Consider the following 14655-nt stretch of genomic DNA (forward strand, 5'->3'; position numbering starts at 1 on the left):
GGGCTACAATTCGTGCGGTCTGTAGCCCGGGTAAGGCGTCAGCCGCGACCCGGGGTTTCGCCGGAACGGGCCGTGGTCTGACTATCGCGAACCGACGTCCAGCAATAAACTCCCCGGCTACAATTCGTGCGGTCTGTAGCCCGGGTAAGGCGTCAGCCGCGACCCGGGGTTTCGCCGGAACGGGCCGTGGTTTGACTATCGCGAACCGACGTCCAGACAAACGCGATAACGAACAGGGCGGTAAACAGCACCACAATGGTCGGCGCCGGGGCGCTGTCGAGATAAAACGACAGCCACACGCCGCCCAGCGAACAGCTTAACGCTATCGCCACCGCCAGCAGCAGGGCGCTGACAAAACGTCGCGTCAGCAGCAGAGCGATCGCCCCCGGCGCTATCAGCAGCGAAATCGACAAAATGATCCCCACCGCTTTCAGCGTCGCCACGATGGTCAGCGCAATCATGCATAGCAGCCCATAATGCAGCAGCCCGCAGCGCAATCCGCTGGCCTTCGCCTGCTGCGGATCAAAGGCGTGCAGCAGAAAATCACGCCACTTAAACCCGATTATCAGCGCAATCGCCAGCGCGATCAGCGACGTTTGCGCAATATCGCTGGCGGAAATACCCAGCATGTCGCCAAACAGAATATGATCGAGATGGACCTCCGACTGAATCGACACGTACAGCACCAGGCCCGCGCCAAACATCCCGGAAAATACGATGCCCATGATCGTATCGCGCTTAATGCGGCTGTTATCATCGAGATAACCGGTGGCGATGGCGCAGAACAACCCGGCGATAAACGCGCCGATGGCGAAGGGGATACCGAGGATATACGCCACCACCACGCCCGGAAAAACTGCGTGGCTCATGGCATCGCCCATCAGCGCCCAGCCCTTGAGCACCAAAAACACCGACAGCAGCGCGCAGGGGACGGCAACGATCGCCGCCACCAGCATGGCGTTGACCATAAAGGAGAACTGGAAAGGTTCAATCAGCGCGCTCAGCATGAGGCCTCCCTGGCGCGGCGACGGCTGGCGAGCAGGCCGTGCTTCGGCGCGAAAACAAAAGCGGCTAAAAACAGCAGCGTCTGGGCGACGACGATAATCCCCCCGGTCGCCCCGTCCAGATAGTAGCTCAGCCACGCGCCGAAAAAGCTGGTCAGGCTGCCAATCGCGACGGCAATCGCCAGCAGGCGCGGGAAGCGGTCGGTCAACAGCCAGGCGGTGGCCCCGGGCGTCACCACCAGGCAAATCACCAGAAACGCGCCGACGGTCTGCAGCGCCGCCACGGTACAGGCCGCCAGCAGAGTAAAGAACAGCAGCTTCAGCGCGGTGGTATTCAGGCCAATGGAACGAGCGTGGTTTTCATCGAAAAAGGTCACCATCAGGTCTTTCCACTTCAGCAGCAGAATCGCCATCGAAATAGAGCCAATCGCCGCCAGCTGGATAATATCCTCCGGGGCGATGGCCAGAATATTGCCGAGAATAATGGTCTGGATATTCACCGAAGTGGGGTTCAGCGACACCATAAACAGGCCAATACCGAAAAAAGAGGAGAAGATCAGGCCGATAATCGCGTCTTCCTTCAGCTTCGAACGCTGGTTAAGAAACAGCATGCTGCCCGCCGCCAGGCCGCCGGAAAGAAACGCCCCCAGCGCGAAGGGCAGACCGAGCATATAAGCGCCCGCCACGCCGGGCACGATGGAGTGGGAGAGGGCGTCGCCAATCAGCGACCAGCCTTTAAGCATCAGGTAGCAGGAGAGAAACGCGCACACCCCGCCCACCAGCGCCGAGACCCACATCGCGTTCAGCATATAGTGATAACCAAACGGCTCCAGTAGCCAGCTCATCTTTCGCCTCCCGCCGCCCGACGGCTGATAAACGGCCGCTCATCGTCGGTGATAATCCGCTCTTCCGCGCCGCTCAGCACCACGTGGCGCAGCACGCCGCTAAACGCCAGTTCGAGGTTTTCGGCGGTAAAGGTGCTTTCCGTCGGGCCGCTGGCCAGCACGGTGCCTTTGACCATCACCGTGTAGTCGCAGAACTCGCTTACCGAGCCGAGGTTATGGGTGGAAACCAGCATGGTGCAGCCTTCGTCGCGCAGTTCCCGCAGCAGCTCGATGATGCGCGCTTCGGTCTGCACGTCGACGCCGGTAAAGGGTTCATCCAGCAGAATGACTTTTCCCTGCTGAGCGATAGCGCGGGCCAGAAACACGCGCTTTTTCTGCCCGCCGGAGAGTTCGCCGATCTGGCGGTGGCGGTACTCGCTCATGCCGACCCGCGCCAGGGCGGCGTCGACAATCTCATGGTCGCGCGGTTTGGCCCGCCGTAGCCAGCCCATATGGCCATAGCGCCCCATCATCACCACATCTTCCACCAGCACCGGGAAGGACCAGTCCACCTCTTCCGCCTGCGGAACGTAGGCGACGAGGTTCTGCCGCAGGGCGCGATTAACCGGCTGACCGAGAATCGCAATATCGCCTTTTCCGACGCGCACAAAGCCCATCAGCGCTTTAAACAGCGTCGATTTTCCCGAGCCGTTCACCCCGACCAGCGCCGCGATGGCGCTGCGTGGGACGCTAAACGAAGCATCGCGCAGCGCGGTATGACCGTTGCGGTAGGTGACGCTGACGTTGTTGACCGCGAGGCCCGGCAGCTCGTGACTCATGCCTGTTTCCTTAGTCCGTCGTTGATGCCCTGGACGATGGTTTGGGTGGTGACGCGCAGCAGGTCGAGATAGGTCGGCACCGGGCCATCGGCGGCGCTCAGAGAGTCGACGTACAGGACGCCGCCGTAGTGGGCGCCGGCCTCCCGGGCCACCTGACGCGCCGGTTTATCAGAGATGGTGCTTTCGCTAAAGATAGTCGGGATCCGCTCTTTCTTCATGGTGTCGATGGTTTTGCGCACCTGCTGCGGGGTGCCCTGCTGGTCGGCGTTTATCGGCCACAGATAGCGCTCCTGGAGGCCGTTATCGCGGGCCAGATAGGAGAACGCGCCCTCGCTGGTCACCAGCCAGCGCTTATCCTGCGGCAGCTTCGCCAGTTCCGCCTTCAGCGGCGCCATGGTCTGGCGGATCTTCTCTTTGTAGGCTTCGGCGTTGTGGCGATAGACGTCGGCGTTCGCAGGATCGTATTTCACCAGCGCGTCGCGAATATTATCGACGTAGATCAGCGCATTGTCCGCCGACATCCACGCGTGCGGGTTGGGTTTGCCGTTATACGGCCCTTCGCTGATGCCCATCGGCTGAATACCGTTGCTGACCACCACTTCCGGTACGCCGTTTAAGTGCTGATAAAAGCGGGCGAACCACAGTTCAAGGTTCAGGCCGTTGGCGAGGATCAGCTGCGCGCCCTGCGCGCGTTTGATATCCCCGGGGGTCGGCTGATATTCATGGATCTCGGCCCCCGGTTTGGTGATGGAGCTGACGTCGGCGGCGTCGCCCGCGACGTTTTGCGCCATATCGGCGATCACCGTGAAGGTGGTAATCACTTTAAATTTCTCTTTTGCCTGGACGGGGGCGACGGCCAGCAGCGCCAGCGTGGCGGCAAACATCAGATGCTTCAGGGGTGGCAGGTGCAGCATAAGGTCCCTCACAACGTTGCGGTTAATTAATCATCATTTATAGCCATTGCTATGTTATATAGCACAAGCTATTTATAAATGAAAATAATTCTTATTTAGATGTGAGGCGAATGATTAGCGTGCGAACCCGCGGCGGGAGAGGAAAAGGCCCGGCCACGCGGAAGGCCGGACGCTGAAATCAGGAGAGATCGGCCACCGACTGGCGGGGGATCAGGCGGCCCGCCAGCGTGCGCCCTTCGGGAGAGAAGGTGGGGCGCTCGTCAATCAGGTTGCGGATACGCTGCAGGCAGTTCTCCATCAGCTGCTCCAGCGGCCAGGAGATACAGGTCAGCGGCGGATTGAGCAGCGAGGCGAGGGGAGAATCTTCCAGGCTCAGCAGCGAGACCTCCTGCGGTACGGCAACGTTGAACTCGCGCAGCAGGCGCATCGCTTCGGCGGCGTAGCGGTCCCGTTTCACGATAATCACCGAGTATTTGCTGAAGCTGTTAATCAGCGTCAGCAGCGCCTGTTCAACGTTATCGTTGGCCGCCAGCATCAGCTGCCGGTTAAAAGGGATGGAGTAGTTTTGCAGGACGTTGCGATAGCCTTCGAGCATCTGGCGGCTGGCGTCATCGCTGTCGTTATCAACGAGCAGCGCGATATTGCGATGGCCCTTGCCGATCACGTAGCGGCAGGCGCTTTCGGTGGCAAAAGCGTAGTCGTAGCCCTGATTATTGACCCCGGCAATGCTGAAGCGGTCAAAGGAGATCACGTTGCGCGGCGCATCCGCCGGCACGGCGCCGAGCACCACCACCGCCACGCACTGGCGCTGTAAATCGTCGACGACCGCCGCCTGTTCCGCCGCATCCGTGACGTACTGAACAATCAGGTTTTTATTCAGCCCCTTCAGCGCTAGCGAGAGCATCGGCAGCAGGCGCGCGCCGCTGCTGTCATCGTTCGCCGGGATCACCAGCCCCACGTGATTGGATGTCTGACTGGCGAGGTTTTGCGCGGCAAAGCTCGGGCGGTAGTTAAGTTCCTCTACCGCGCGCAGCACCGCTTCCCGGCTCTCTTCGCGCACGCCCCGGGTGCCGGTCAGCACGCGGGATACCGTCGCTCGGGAGACATTCGCTAATCTTGAAACATCATCAATGGTTGGCATGGCATTTTCTGTCTGAATATTTTCGCCTAGCTTAGCATACCTGCTGAAAAAAGTGTCTACCGCCGACCGGCTTCAGCGTTGGCCAGAACCGGCAGCCAGGCCGCGCCGCGCACGCCGCTGGCGTCGCCGAAGCGGGCCTGTTTGATCTGCGTTCGGCAGCTGTCGGAAAAGAGATACGGGACAATCGCCGACGGCAGCTGCTCATAGATTTGCCCGACGTTGGAGAGCCCGCCGCCCAGTACAATCACCTGCGGATCGAGGATATTGATTACCGACGCCAGGCTACGGCCGAAAGCGTCAATAAAATGCCGCCAGTGGGCCAGCGCCTGCGGTTCGCCGTTTTGCGCGGCGGCGATAATCGCTTCCGCAGGCGCCTGCTCGCCGTAGCGGCGGGCAAAGCCGGTACCGGAGATAAAGCTTTCGATGCAGTTCTCTTTGCCGCAGTAGCAGGGCTGCGCCGGGCCGTCGCGCTCGGGGCAATAGCCCGGCAGAGGATTGTGTCCCCATTCGCCAGCGATGGCGTTAGGCCCGCTGAGCAGCCGTTGGTTCACCGCAACGCCGCCGCCGCAGCCGGTACCGATGATAACGCCGAATACGGTCGTTGCCCCCGCGCCCGCGCCGTCTACCGCCTCAGAGAGGGTGAAGCAGTCGGCATCGTTCGCCATCCATACCGGTTGACCGAGCTCCCGCATCAGGTCATGACGCAGGTCGTGGCCGTTGAGCACCAGACAGTTACAGTTTTTAATCAGGCCGCTTTGCGGGTCGATAGCCCCCGGCAGGCCGATGCCCAGAGTAAACGGCCGTTCGCTCCAGTCGCGGACGGTCGCAATCAGTCCGAGCAGCTGCTGCATAAACGCCTGATAGCTCTCTTTATGCGTCGGACGGCGCTGGCGATAGACGCATTCGCCCGCCGCGTTGAGCAGGACGGCTTCCATTTTGGTGCCGCCAATGTCTAAACCCAGATGTAGCATGGTTGTCCTTAATTGTGGTCGACGGTTTCCCGGGCCGCTACGCGTGCAGTCCAGGTAGCCCGGCTAAGCGTAGCGCGAGCCGGGAGGTCAGCCAGGTGACATGAGCATTTACCGTTTTCCCGGGTTGCGGCGTAAACGCCTTACCCGGGCTACGTCATCTCCTCTCCCCCGGAGAGGGGGAACACTACGCGTGCAGCGGTTGCGAGCGGTAAATGGCGATCAGTTCGCCGATCAGCTCTTTCGCCAGAATCGAGGTCATCAGATGATCCTGAGCGTGAACCATCACCAGGGTCATTTTGGTTTTACCCTCGCCTTCGTCGGCCTCAATCAGCTGGGTCTGTACCAAATGCGCCTCGCGGGCAAAATGCGCCGCTTCTTTCATTTTTTCGTCGGCGGCGGCGAAATCACCCGCTTTAGCGCAGCTCAGCGCTTCGTAACAGAGACTACGCGACTGCCCGGCGTTGATGATGATACCCATTACCTGTTCTTCTAATTCCATGACAAACCTCTGAATAGTATTAATTATGCGGACTGCGGCGCGCTTTCGGCCTGGGCCGCCGCGTTAGCGTGCTCCTGCTCCAGCAGCTGTTTTTCGTAGGCTTTGAGGAACGGCAGATACATCACCATCGCCGTCGCCATGCAAATCAGGCACATGATCACCGGGCTAAAGCTCCAGTTCGCCGCCCACGAGGCGCCGATAGGGGCCGGCGTCGTCCACGGCGTCATCGACACCACGCGGCTCACCAGGTCCAGCTTCAGCGCAAAGTAGGCCAGGGTTGCGTTGATCATCGGCACCAGCACGAACGGCAGGAAGAACAGCGGATTCATAATGATCGGCGCGCCGAACAGAATCGGTTCGTTGATGTTAAATACGCCCGGCACCACGCCCATCCGGCCAATCGTCCGCAGATGCACCGCCTTACTGCGCAGCAGCATCAAAGCCAGCGGCAGGGTGGAGCCAACGCCGCCGATCAGCAGATAGTGATCCCAGAAGCCCTGGACATAGATATGCGGGATCGCGGTGCCTGCGGCCATCGCCGCCTGGTTGATCGACAGGTTCGCCATCCAGAACGGATTCATAATCCCGGTGACGATCAGCGCCCCGTGAATGCCGGCAAACCACAGCACTTGGCACACCAGCACCGACAGCAGAATCGCCGGTAGAGTATCGGACGCCGCCACCAGCGGTTTCACCAGCGACATGATCGCTTCCGGGATGATCATGCCCAGCTGCGCTTCGATAAACAGATTCAGCGGATGCAGCGTCAGCACGATCGCCAGCACCGGGATCAGGATCTCAAACGAGCGCGCCACGCCCGCCGGCACTTCAGGCGGCAGACGGATCGTAATATTGTGGCGCTTGAGGAAGGCGTACAGCTCGGTAGAGTAAATCGCCACCAGAATTGCGGTGAAGATCCCCTGGCCGGAGAAGTAGGCGGTGGAGATCTGGCCATCTTTCAGCGGCGCGGCCACCAGCAGGAACGACATCAGGGACAGCATCCCGGCGGTCAGCGAGTCCAGATTGTGGTGTTTTGCCAGGCTGGCGGCGATCCCGACGGCGATAAACAGCGTCATCACCCCCATGCTGAAGTTAAACGGCAGCATCAGCGCATCGCGATGATCGAGAGAAAATTGCAGCCAGGCGCGGGCAAAGCCCCACGTTGTATCCGGGGAAAACGGCGGGAAGATAAAGACCAGCAAAAACGAGCCGACGATCATAAAGGGCAGGGCGGTAATAAAACCGTCGCGGATGGAGGTGACGTATTTTTGTTGGCCGATCGCCCCCGCCATAGGCGTGATCTTCTGTTCAATCACGGCGATCAGCTTCGCGTACAGAGAGCTCATGATCTTTCCTTAGTTTTTGTTATCGATAAGGGAAAGCGCGAAATCCAGTACGGCGCCGCCTTTCTGCATGCCGTAATCCATCATGTTGATGGGTTCCACGCGGATACCGTATTTATCAGCCTGCTTTTGCAGATCTTTCTGCATGTATTTCACCTGCGGCCCCAGCAGGACCACCTGGTAATGGCCGACCTGTTGATCGAATTCCGCGACGCCAAAGGCGTTGATCTCCACCGGCAGACCGCGCTGCTCGGCTTCGGCGATCATTTTTTTCACCAGCAGGCTGGTGGACATGCCCGCGGAACAGCACAACATTATCTTTTTCATATATCGCTCCTGATGAGATGGATGCGCCGACTATAGTCATAACGGATATAAAACGGAAAGCGCTTTCCGTTTGTGGATTTATTTATTGTGACCACGATCACCTATGGCGGGCTTTTACTTTACCCGGGAGTGCGCGATCATCCTGGCGACACCTCTATTCTTAAAGGCAGGATTATGAACATTCAGTTGATGAATGTTGCCGTCGATATCATCGAGCAGCGGCTGGCGCCGCTGGCCAACGTTCTGACGCGCAATAACCACATTACGGCGATGCGCGACAGCTTTGCGCTGGCGATGCCGTTTGTGATTGTGGGAAGTTTGCTGGTGCCGATTTTGTTTCCGCCCGTTTCCATCGACGGCGCATCGGCTTTCGGCCAGTTCTATTTCCAGCTGCGGCCCATTCTGCTGCCAACCTTTGAATTGACTATCGGGCTGGTGGCGCTGATTGTGGCCTTCGGCGCCAGCGCCAGCCTTGCCAAGCAGTACCGGCTGCCGGAGCGGCTCTGCGGGCTGACCGGCTGCCTGGCGTTTTTGCTGTTTATCGGCTTTCGCGACAACGGCGCGACCAATATTTTCCTCGGCGGAATGGGGATTTTTACCGCGCTGATTTCAAGCACTTACTCTATTGAAATCGTGCGCTTTTTCTATAAGAAAGGCTGGTGCATCCGCCTGCCGGAAGAGGTGCCGGTGATGACCCGCAACGGCTTTCAGCTGCTGATCCCGCTGCTGGTGGTGATGCTCTCTATTAGCGTCATCAACGCGCTGCTGCTGCAGAGCACCGGGCGCATTTTACCGGAGCTGATTAGCGAAGCGGTGCGGCCGCTGGTGGTGGCGTCCGATACCCTAACTGCGGTATTAATTTCTTTATTTATCTGCAACCTGCTTTGGTTTGTCGGCATTCACGGCGCGCTGATTATCACCGGGATTATGAACCCGTTCTGGATGACCTATCTGTTTGAAAACCAGCAGGCGCTGGCCGCCGGTTCCGCTACGCTGCCGCATATCTACCTGCAGGGATTCTGGGATTTCTACCTGCTGATCGGCGGCATCGGCTCGACGCTGCCGCTGGTTTTTATGGCGATGCGCAGCCGTTCGCGGCAGCTGAAAAGCGTGGGGAAAATTGGCCTGCTGCCCTCGCTGTTTAACATCAATGAGCCGATATTGTTCGGCTTTCCGATTATCATGAACCCGGTTTTCCTGCTGCCGTTTCTTTTTGTACCGTTGATAAACGCCTGTATCGCTTGGTATTTAACCCATCTTGGGGTTCTCGATCGGGCGGTGGCGATGCTGCCGTGGTCGATGCCGGCGCCGCTCGGCGCGGCGTGGTCAGCCAACGGCAGCTGGAAAAACCTCTGCATGTGCCTGTTCGCCATTTTTAATGCCTGGATGCTCTATCGTCCGTTCTTCAAGGTCTATGAACGGCAGCTCGCCGACGCCGAACGCTAAGCTTTTCGCCTGCCTGCCACAGCCCGCCGCGCGCGGGCTTTTTTATTTCCGCTTAAAGATGTGATCTAAATCACGAATATTTGCCCGCTATCGTTAAATTTGTGAACTCATCCGGCAATTACGGAAATCGCTTTCCGTTAATGGATGTACATTTCCAATTTTGATCCGTAAATTTCCTCCCGTTCTCAGGCAGTGTTAATAAAAAAATAACCAAGGATAAAAAATGATCAGGCTAAATCATTCAATACCTCTGTCTTTACTCGCCCTCGCGGTGATGAGCGACTGCGCCACCGCCGATCCGAAGTACGATTTTATGCTCCACGGCTATATCCGTTCGGGGATCCTCGCCAACGCCGACGGTAACCGCGCCGACTCCGTTGGCCTGATGCCGGACGGCAAGTGGCGTCTGGGCAACGAAGAGGACACCAAGATCGAACTGATCCCGACGGTGACGTTAACCTCGGACAGCGGCGTGGTGGCTAAAGTCCAGGCCAACATTACCCATCAGTCGAAATGCACCTCAGACTGGAACTGTCAGGATGACGACGGGCATGATGTGCAGTTCCGTGAAGGTTTTGCCGAACTGTCAAATCTCGACTTCGCCCCGGAAATGACCTTCTGGGCCGGTAAGCGCTACAGCAGCTCCAACACCTCCAGCCACCAGTTCGACTGGGAGTACATTCAGTACAACGGTACCGGCGGCGGCTTCGACAACATGGATCTCGGCTTCGCGCGCTTCGATGCCGGGGTTTACGCCTTCTCGCCGACGGATGAAACCAAAGCCTACCCGGTCGACAAAGGCGATCAGGGCTATCCGGATGACTACTCGCTCAACCTGTGGCTGAAAAAGATCGGCGGCACCGGCTTCGATCTTGAGCTGATTGGCCACCACATGAACCGCAACGAGAAGCACCCGACTTCGGCGGAGAAGGGCTACGGCGTGACCGGTGTTTACAACTTTGACGGCTTTTACGGCCTGACCGGCGGCTACTCTCGCGTGGTCTTCCAGTACGGGCGCGGCCTGGCGGCGGGAGACTCGCTGGGTAAAAACGGCTGGGGCTGGGCAAACCTCGACGATACCCAGTCCTGGCGCGTGGTGCTGGATAACATGGCCTCGCTCGGCGACTGGGAAATATCCACGTTTGCCTACTATCAGAAAGACAAAAACTACCGCTGGTGGACGGAAGACGCCGAAGGCTGGGGGCGCACCAGCTGGGTGGCGGGGATTCGCCCGTACCAGCAGATCACCAAAAACTTCGCCATGCAGTACGAGCTGGGCTACGAATATCTCGACGATAAAAACTACAAAGGCGTGGACGGCAAAGGCAAAGGCGGCCTGACTAAAGTGACCATCGCGCCGACCCTGACCTTTGATTCCGGCTTCTGGACTCGCCCGCAGCTGCGCTTCTTCGTGACTTACGCGAAGTGGGATAAAGGGGTGTCCGACGCGCTGGACGGCAACTACGACTGGAGCACCAATACCCTTTCCGCCGGTAGCTACTCGCGCAGCGGCGACACCGATACGCTGAACTTCGGCGTGCAGGCCGAAGTCTGGTTCTAAGGAGAGATAACGATGATTAAGCCGGTGAAAAAACTGATGCTCGTCGCGCTGCTTTCGGCGCTGGGAAGCGCAGGCGCGATGGCCGCGGAGCAGTCGCACTTTGAACACTTTATTACCCGCGACGGCGCAACGTTAAAAGATGGCGACAAGGTGTTCCGCTTTGCGGGCATTCATGCGCCGGAACTGCACCGTATCGAGGACGATGCGCGCGGTACCTGCAAGGCCGACTCGCGCGGCTGGGGGCAATACTTCCGCTGGCCGACGGCGGAGGAACAGGAAAACTGGATTAAAGCGCTCGTGCAAACCGGCGCCAGGGCGCAGCGGGTATACGTGCTCTCGGTGCAGCAGACGTTTGACGAGGCCTGCGGTCGCGAAACCCATATTCTGGCCCCGGAAACCGCCGACGGCATGCCGCGCCTGAACGAAAAGGCGATGCGGGTGTACGACAACATGATCGCCGAGGCGGACAAACAGGGGCTGCGCCTGATTCTGCCGTTTATCGATCACTGGTGGTGGTGGGGCGGTCGCGAGCAGCTGGCGGCGTTCTACCACGAAAAGCCGGAGGATTTTTACCGTACCGACAGTAAAACCTTCAAGGCCTATCTGGACGTGATTCGTCAGGTTATCACCCGTACCAACAGCGTGACCGGGCGCCCTTACTATGACGAAAAAGCGATTATGGCCTGGGAGACCGGCAACGAGCTGGAAGACACCAACGCGGCGTTCCTTCAGCAGACCGCCGCATGGATCAAAAAGTGGGCGCCGCACCAGCTGGTGGTGGATGGCACCTATAAGAAAATTAATGCGTTTGCGCTTAACGATCCCCATGTCGATATCGTCAGCAACCATTACTACACCAATGCCGATAACAACCATCCCGAACAGGTGAAAAAAGACCTGACGGCGGCAGCGGGTAAGAAAGTCTACATGGTGGGCGAATTTGGCCTGCTGGACGCGCAGCAGCTTAACGCCATTATGCAGTCGATCGTCCATAGCGAAGTCAACGGCGCGCAGGCGGCGGGCGGTTTAATCTGGGGCTTCCGCGGTCATCGTCACGACGGCGGCTTCTACTGGCACAAAGAGTCCACCGGCCACTACAGCTACCATCTGCCGGGCTTCCCGGTCGAAGGTAAGGCCAACCAGGAGATGGAGGTGGTCGACCTGGTGCGCACCGCCGCCGCGCAGATGAACGGGCAGGAGAAAGCGCCGCCGCTGCCGAAACCTGACGCGCCGACGCTGCGGCCGACGGATTCACCGTTTGCGATCAACTGGCTGGGGGCGGCGGTAGGGCGCGCCTATGATGTTGAGCGCGCTGATTCGCCATCCGGGCCGTGGAAGGTCGTGGGGCGCGACATTTCCGACGGCGTTAACGAGTGGAACCCGCATACGATGGATCTGTTCCGCGATGACTATCGCAGTCTGCGGCTGGGGAATACGTACTATTACCGCGTCATCGCTAAAAACGAGAGCGGCAGTTCATCGCCTTCGAACGTGATTAGCGTGAAGCATACTCAGGCTAATCAGGCACCGGTAGTGGCGCTGGCGGAGACGCTCACCACCAGCCAGGACCAGGGCGTGCAGCTCAGCGCGAGCTGGCGCGATGACGCCCTCCCGGACCGAAACGTGACGGTGAACTGGAGCAACGGCGGCAGCGCGCAGGCCCACTTCTGCGCGACGGATAAAGCCGAAACCCGCGCCTGGTTCAGCGCCCCCGGTGAATACGCGCTGACTTTTAGCGCCGATGACGGCCTGCTCAAAAGCAGCAAAACCGTTAAGGTCACGGTGACGGAAGCCGTCGGTAAAGTCCCCGCCGACTACTGCCGTTTTGGCGGCGGGGTATTGAACGTGACCGATGGCAAGATTGCGGCGGCGAAAAGCGAAAAAGACGCGCTGGCGATTGGCGACGACGGCTTCCTCGGGCCGTTCGCCAACGACGGGGATAAGGTCAGCTGGCAGGTTTCCGCGCCGTGGGCCGGCAAGTATCAGCTGCGGGTGACGTTCAGCGGCAAATGGGGCGGCAAGAAAAACTCGTTTATCGTCAACGACGGCGCGCCAATCGCGGTTGAATTCCCGCAGACCGATGAGCAGGGCCAGCAGCTGCTGGTGCCGGTTGAGCTGAAGGCCGGCGATAACCGCATCGACTTCGGTAAATTCGCCGGCGACTGGGGCTACATGTTTATCAAATCGATTGAAGTGGTTGCAGAGTAGTGCTTATTGGCTGCGCCCGTTGGGTGCGGCCTTTTTTAACTTACAGGAGGCGTTATGACCCGGTATCAGTTTCCGGAAGGCTTTTTATGGGGCGCGGCGGCATCCGGTCCGCAAACGGAAGGGATAAGCAACAAGCCGCACCGTTCTATTTGGGATAGCTGGTTTGCCGAACAGCCGGAACGTTTTTATCAGCAGATTGGGCCGCAAACCGTTTGCGACACCTATCATCAGTATCCCCAGGACGTGGCGTTGATGAAGCGGACCGGGTTCAACTCCTTCCGCACGTCGATTCAGTGGTCGCGGCTGATTGACGACTTCGAAACCGGCACGCCCAATGCGGACGCGGTGCGTTTCTATCATGCCTACCTTGATGAGATGATTGAAAACGGCATCGAGCCGATGATCAACCTCTATCATTTTGACATGCCGGAAGCGCTGCAAAAGCAGTACGGCGGCTTTGAGTCGGCGCACGTGACCGATCTCTTCGCGCGTTTTGCCCGTACCGCTTTTGAGCTATTCGGTCACAAGGTGAAATACTGGATTACCTTCAACGAGCCGATTGTGCCGGTTGAGGGCGGCTACCTGTACGACTTCCACTATCCCTGCAAGAAAGACGGCAGGCTGGCGGCGCAGGTGGCGTTTAACATTATGCTGGCCCACGCCAAAGCGGTGCGCGAGTTTCGCGCGCTGGCGCTGGAAAGCGAGATTGGCGTGGTGCTGAATCTGACGCCGTCCTATACCCGCAACGACAGCGCGGAAGACCAAAAAGCGGCGTGGTATGCGGATCTGTTCTTCAACCGCAGCTTCCTCGATCCGCTGGTGAAGCATCAGTTCCCGAAAGCGCTGTGCGAAATTCTGGCCGCGCACCACTGCCTGCCGGAGGTGACAAAAGCCGACGTGGAGCTGATTACCGGATCGCGCGTCGATTTTCTCGGCGTTAACTATTACGTTCCGCGGCGGGTGAAGGCGCGCGAAAGCGACTATACGCTGGACTATTTCACCCCGGAGGTCTATTTCGAAAACTACGTGAATCCGCAAGGGCGCTTTAATCCTTATCGCGATAATAATGAGATTCTGCCGCAGGCGATTTATGACATTGCCGCCAATATTCGCGATAACTACGGCAATATAAAGTGGTTCCTCGCGGAAATCGGTATTGCGATGGATATTGAGTCGGAAGGCGAACCGGGCGAAGACGGGGTGATTGACGATTCGTTCCGCATCGGCCTGATGGAAGAGCATCTGGTGCAGCTGCACCGCGCGATAGCCGACGGCGCGAACTGCTTTGGCGTGCATCAGTGGACCTTTATCGATAACTGGTCGTGGATTAACTCGTTCAAGCGCCGCTACGGTTTCTGGCGGCTCGACCTGCAAACCGGAGAGCGGCAGATAAAGCGCAACGCGCTGTGGTTTGCCGAACTGGCGACCAGCAACGGCTTCAGTTCTGATAAATAGCTCGGCAAAATCCCCCGGAGGCGGCGCTTGACGCGCCTGTCCGGGCTACCAAACCGCACGAACTTGTAGCCGGCCAGATGCGCAGCATCGCCTCCGGGAAACCGTACCTACCGGGGCTTCGAG

13 protein-coding genes are annotated in these 14655 nt (G+C 58.8%); 4 read left to right on the forward strand and 9 right to left on the reverse strand.

Annotation, left to right across the window (positions count from 1 at the left end):
• Positions 1–152: 152 nt before the first annotated feature.
• The 9 genes from sitD to ABLU87_RS25465 form a co-directional block, all read right to left on the reverse strand.
• Complete coding sequence (sitD, locus tag ABLU87_RS25425; RefSeq protein ID WP_109241306.1) at positions 153–1007, reverse strand: iron/manganese ABC transporter permease subunit SitD; 855 nt, start codon at positions 1005–1007, stop codon at positions 153–155.
• Entirely contained in the window at positions 1001–1849 is an 849-nt protein-coding gene (gene sitC, locus ABLU87_RS25430; RefSeq protein ID WP_014226546.1) for an iron/manganese ABC transporter permease subunit SitC, read from the reverse strand. The genes sitD and sitC overlap by 7 nt, the downstream gene beginning before the upstream one ends.
• Positions 1846–2667, reverse strand: a complete 822-nt coding sequence (locus tag ABLU87_RS25435; protein WP_014226545.1) for a manganese/iron ABC transporter ATP-binding protein — start codon at positions 2665–2667, stop codon at positions 1846–1848. The genes sitC and ABLU87_RS25435 overlap by 4 nt, the downstream gene beginning before the upstream one ends.
• Positions 2664–3581, reverse strand: coding sequence for a metal ABC transporter substrate-binding protein (locus tag ABLU87_RS25440; RefSeq protein ID WP_109241305.1), 918 nt, complete (start codon positions 3579–3581; stop codon positions 2664–2666). The genes ABLU87_RS25435 and ABLU87_RS25440 overlap by 4 nt, the downstream gene beginning before the upstream one ends.
• A gap of 178 nt (positions 3582–3759) precedes the next feature.
• The gene (locus tag ABLU87_RS25445) at positions 3760–4722 is read right to left on the reverse strand and encodes a LacI family DNA-binding transcriptional regulator (protein WP_004124158.1); all 963 of its coding nucleotides are present in this window, start codon (positions 4720–4722) and stop codon (positions 3760–3762) included.
• Positions 4723–4778: 56 nt separating this feature from the next.
• The gene (locus ABLU87_RS25450) at positions 4779–5693 is read right to left on the reverse strand and encodes an ROK family protein (protein ID WP_009651610.1); all 915 of its coding nucleotides are present in this window, start codon (positions 5691–5693) and stop codon (positions 4779–4781) included.
• Positions 5694–5877: 184 nt separating this feature from the next.
• The gene (locus tag ABLU87_RS25455; protein ID WP_032720421.1) at positions 5878–6192 is read right to left on the reverse strand and encodes a PTS lactose/cellobiose transporter subunit IIA; all 315 of its coding nucleotides are present in this window, start codon (positions 6190–6192) and stop codon (positions 5878–5880) included.
• A gap of 23 nt (positions 6193–6215) precedes the next feature.
• Positions 6216–7538 carry a PTS cellobiose transporter subunit IIC gene (locus tag ABLU87_RS25460; RefSeq protein WP_004134311.1) on the reverse strand — a complete coding sequence of 441 codons (1323 nt, stop codon included), beginning with the start codon at positions 7536–7538 and terminating at the stop codon, positions 6216–6218.
• A gap of 9 nt (positions 7539–7547) precedes the next feature.
• Positions 7548–7862 (reverse strand): PTS sugar transporter subunit IIB, encoded by a 315-nt coding sequence (locus ABLU87_RS25465; protein ID WP_004104871.1) that lies wholly within the window; start codon positions 7860–7862, stop codon positions 7548–7550.
• A 174-nt stretch (positions 7863–8036) separates the two neighbouring features.
• Here ABLU87_RS25465 and ABLU87_RS25470 point away from each other — a divergent pair, with 174 nt between their 5' ends.
• From ABLU87_RS25470 to ABLU87_RS25485, 4 genes are all read left to right on the forward strand, one after another.
• Positions 8037–9308: a PTS transporter subunit EIIC gene (locus ABLU87_RS25470; protein ID WP_032720462.1), complete on the forward strand. Its 1272-nt coding sequence runs from the start codon at positions 8037–8039 to the stop codon at positions 9306–9308.
• Between the two features lie 223 nt (positions 9309–9531).
• The gene (locus ABLU87_RS25475; protein WP_049101999.1) at positions 9532–10869 is read left to right on the forward strand and encodes a carbohydrate porin; all 1338 of its coding nucleotides are present in this window, start codon (positions 9532–9534) and stop codon (positions 10867–10869) included.
• A 15-nt stretch (positions 10870–10884) separates the two neighbouring features.
• Complete coding sequence (locus ABLU87_RS25480) at positions 10885–13077, forward strand: CBM35 domain-containing protein (protein ID WP_177342551.1); 2193 nt, start codon at positions 10885–10887, stop codon at positions 13075–13077.
• Between the two features lie 54 nt (positions 13078–13131).
• Positions 13132–14532, forward strand: coding sequence for a glycoside hydrolase family 1 protein (locus ABLU87_RS25485; protein ID WP_057173208.1), 1401 nt, complete (start codon positions 13132–13134; stop codon positions 14530–14532).
• The last annotated feature ends 123 nt before the right edge of the window (positions 14533–14655 follow it).

Origin of the sequence: Klebsiella sp. CB_Kp196, from assembly GCF_040061575.1 — a bacterium.
GTDB lineage: Bacteria > Pseudomonadota > Gammaproteobacteria > Enterobacterales > Enterobacteriaceae > Klebsiella > Klebsiella michiganensis.

Coding starts and splice junctions, on each gene's coding strand:
- ABLU87_RS25470 (WP_032720462.1), top strand. CDS start 8,037: ATGAACATTCAGTTGATGAATGTTGCCGTCGATATCATCGAGCAGCGG.
- ABLU87_RS25465 (WP_004104871.1), bottom strand. CDS start 7,862: ATGAAAAAGATAATGTTGTGCTGTTCCGCGGGCATGTCCACCAGCCTG.
- ABLU87_RS25440 (WP_109241305.1), bottom strand. CDS start 3,581: ATGCTGCACCTGCCACCCCTGAAGCATCTGATGTTTGCCGCCACGCTG.
- ABLU87_RS25485 (WP_057173208.1), top strand. CDS start 13,132: ATGACCCGGTATCAGTTTCCGGAAGGCTTTTTATGGGGCGCGGCGGCA.
- ABLU87_RS25475 (WP_049101999.1), top strand. CDS start 9,532: ATGATCAGGCTAAATCATTCAATACCTCTGTCTTTACTCGCCCTCGCG.
- ABLU87_RS25455 (WP_032720421.1), bottom strand. CDS start 6,192: ATGGAATTAGAAGAACAGGTAATGGGTATCATCATCAACGCCGGGCAG.
- ABLU87_RS25435 (WP_014226545.1), bottom strand. CDS start 2,667: ATGAGTCACGAGCTGCCGGGCCTCGCGGTCAACAACGTCAGCGTCACC.
- ABLU87_RS25460 (WP_004134311.1), bottom strand. CDS start 7,538: ATGAGCTCTCTGTACGCGAAGCTGATCGCCGTGATTGAACAGAAGATC.
- ABLU87_RS25450 (WP_009651610.1), bottom strand. CDS start 5,693: ATGCTACATCTGGGTTTAGACATTGGCGGCACCAAAATGGAAGCCGTC.
- ABLU87_RS25445 (WP_004124158.1), bottom strand. CDS start 4,722: ATGCCAACCATTGATGATGTTTCAAGATTAGCGAATGTCTCCCGAGCG.
- sitC (WP_014226546.1), bottom strand. CDS start 1,849: ATGAGCTGGCTACTGGAGCCGTTTGGTTATCACTATATGCTGAACGCG.
- sitD (WP_109241306.1), bottom strand. CDS start 1,007: ATGCTGAGCGCGCTGATTGAACCTTTCCAGTTCTCCTTTATGGTCAAC.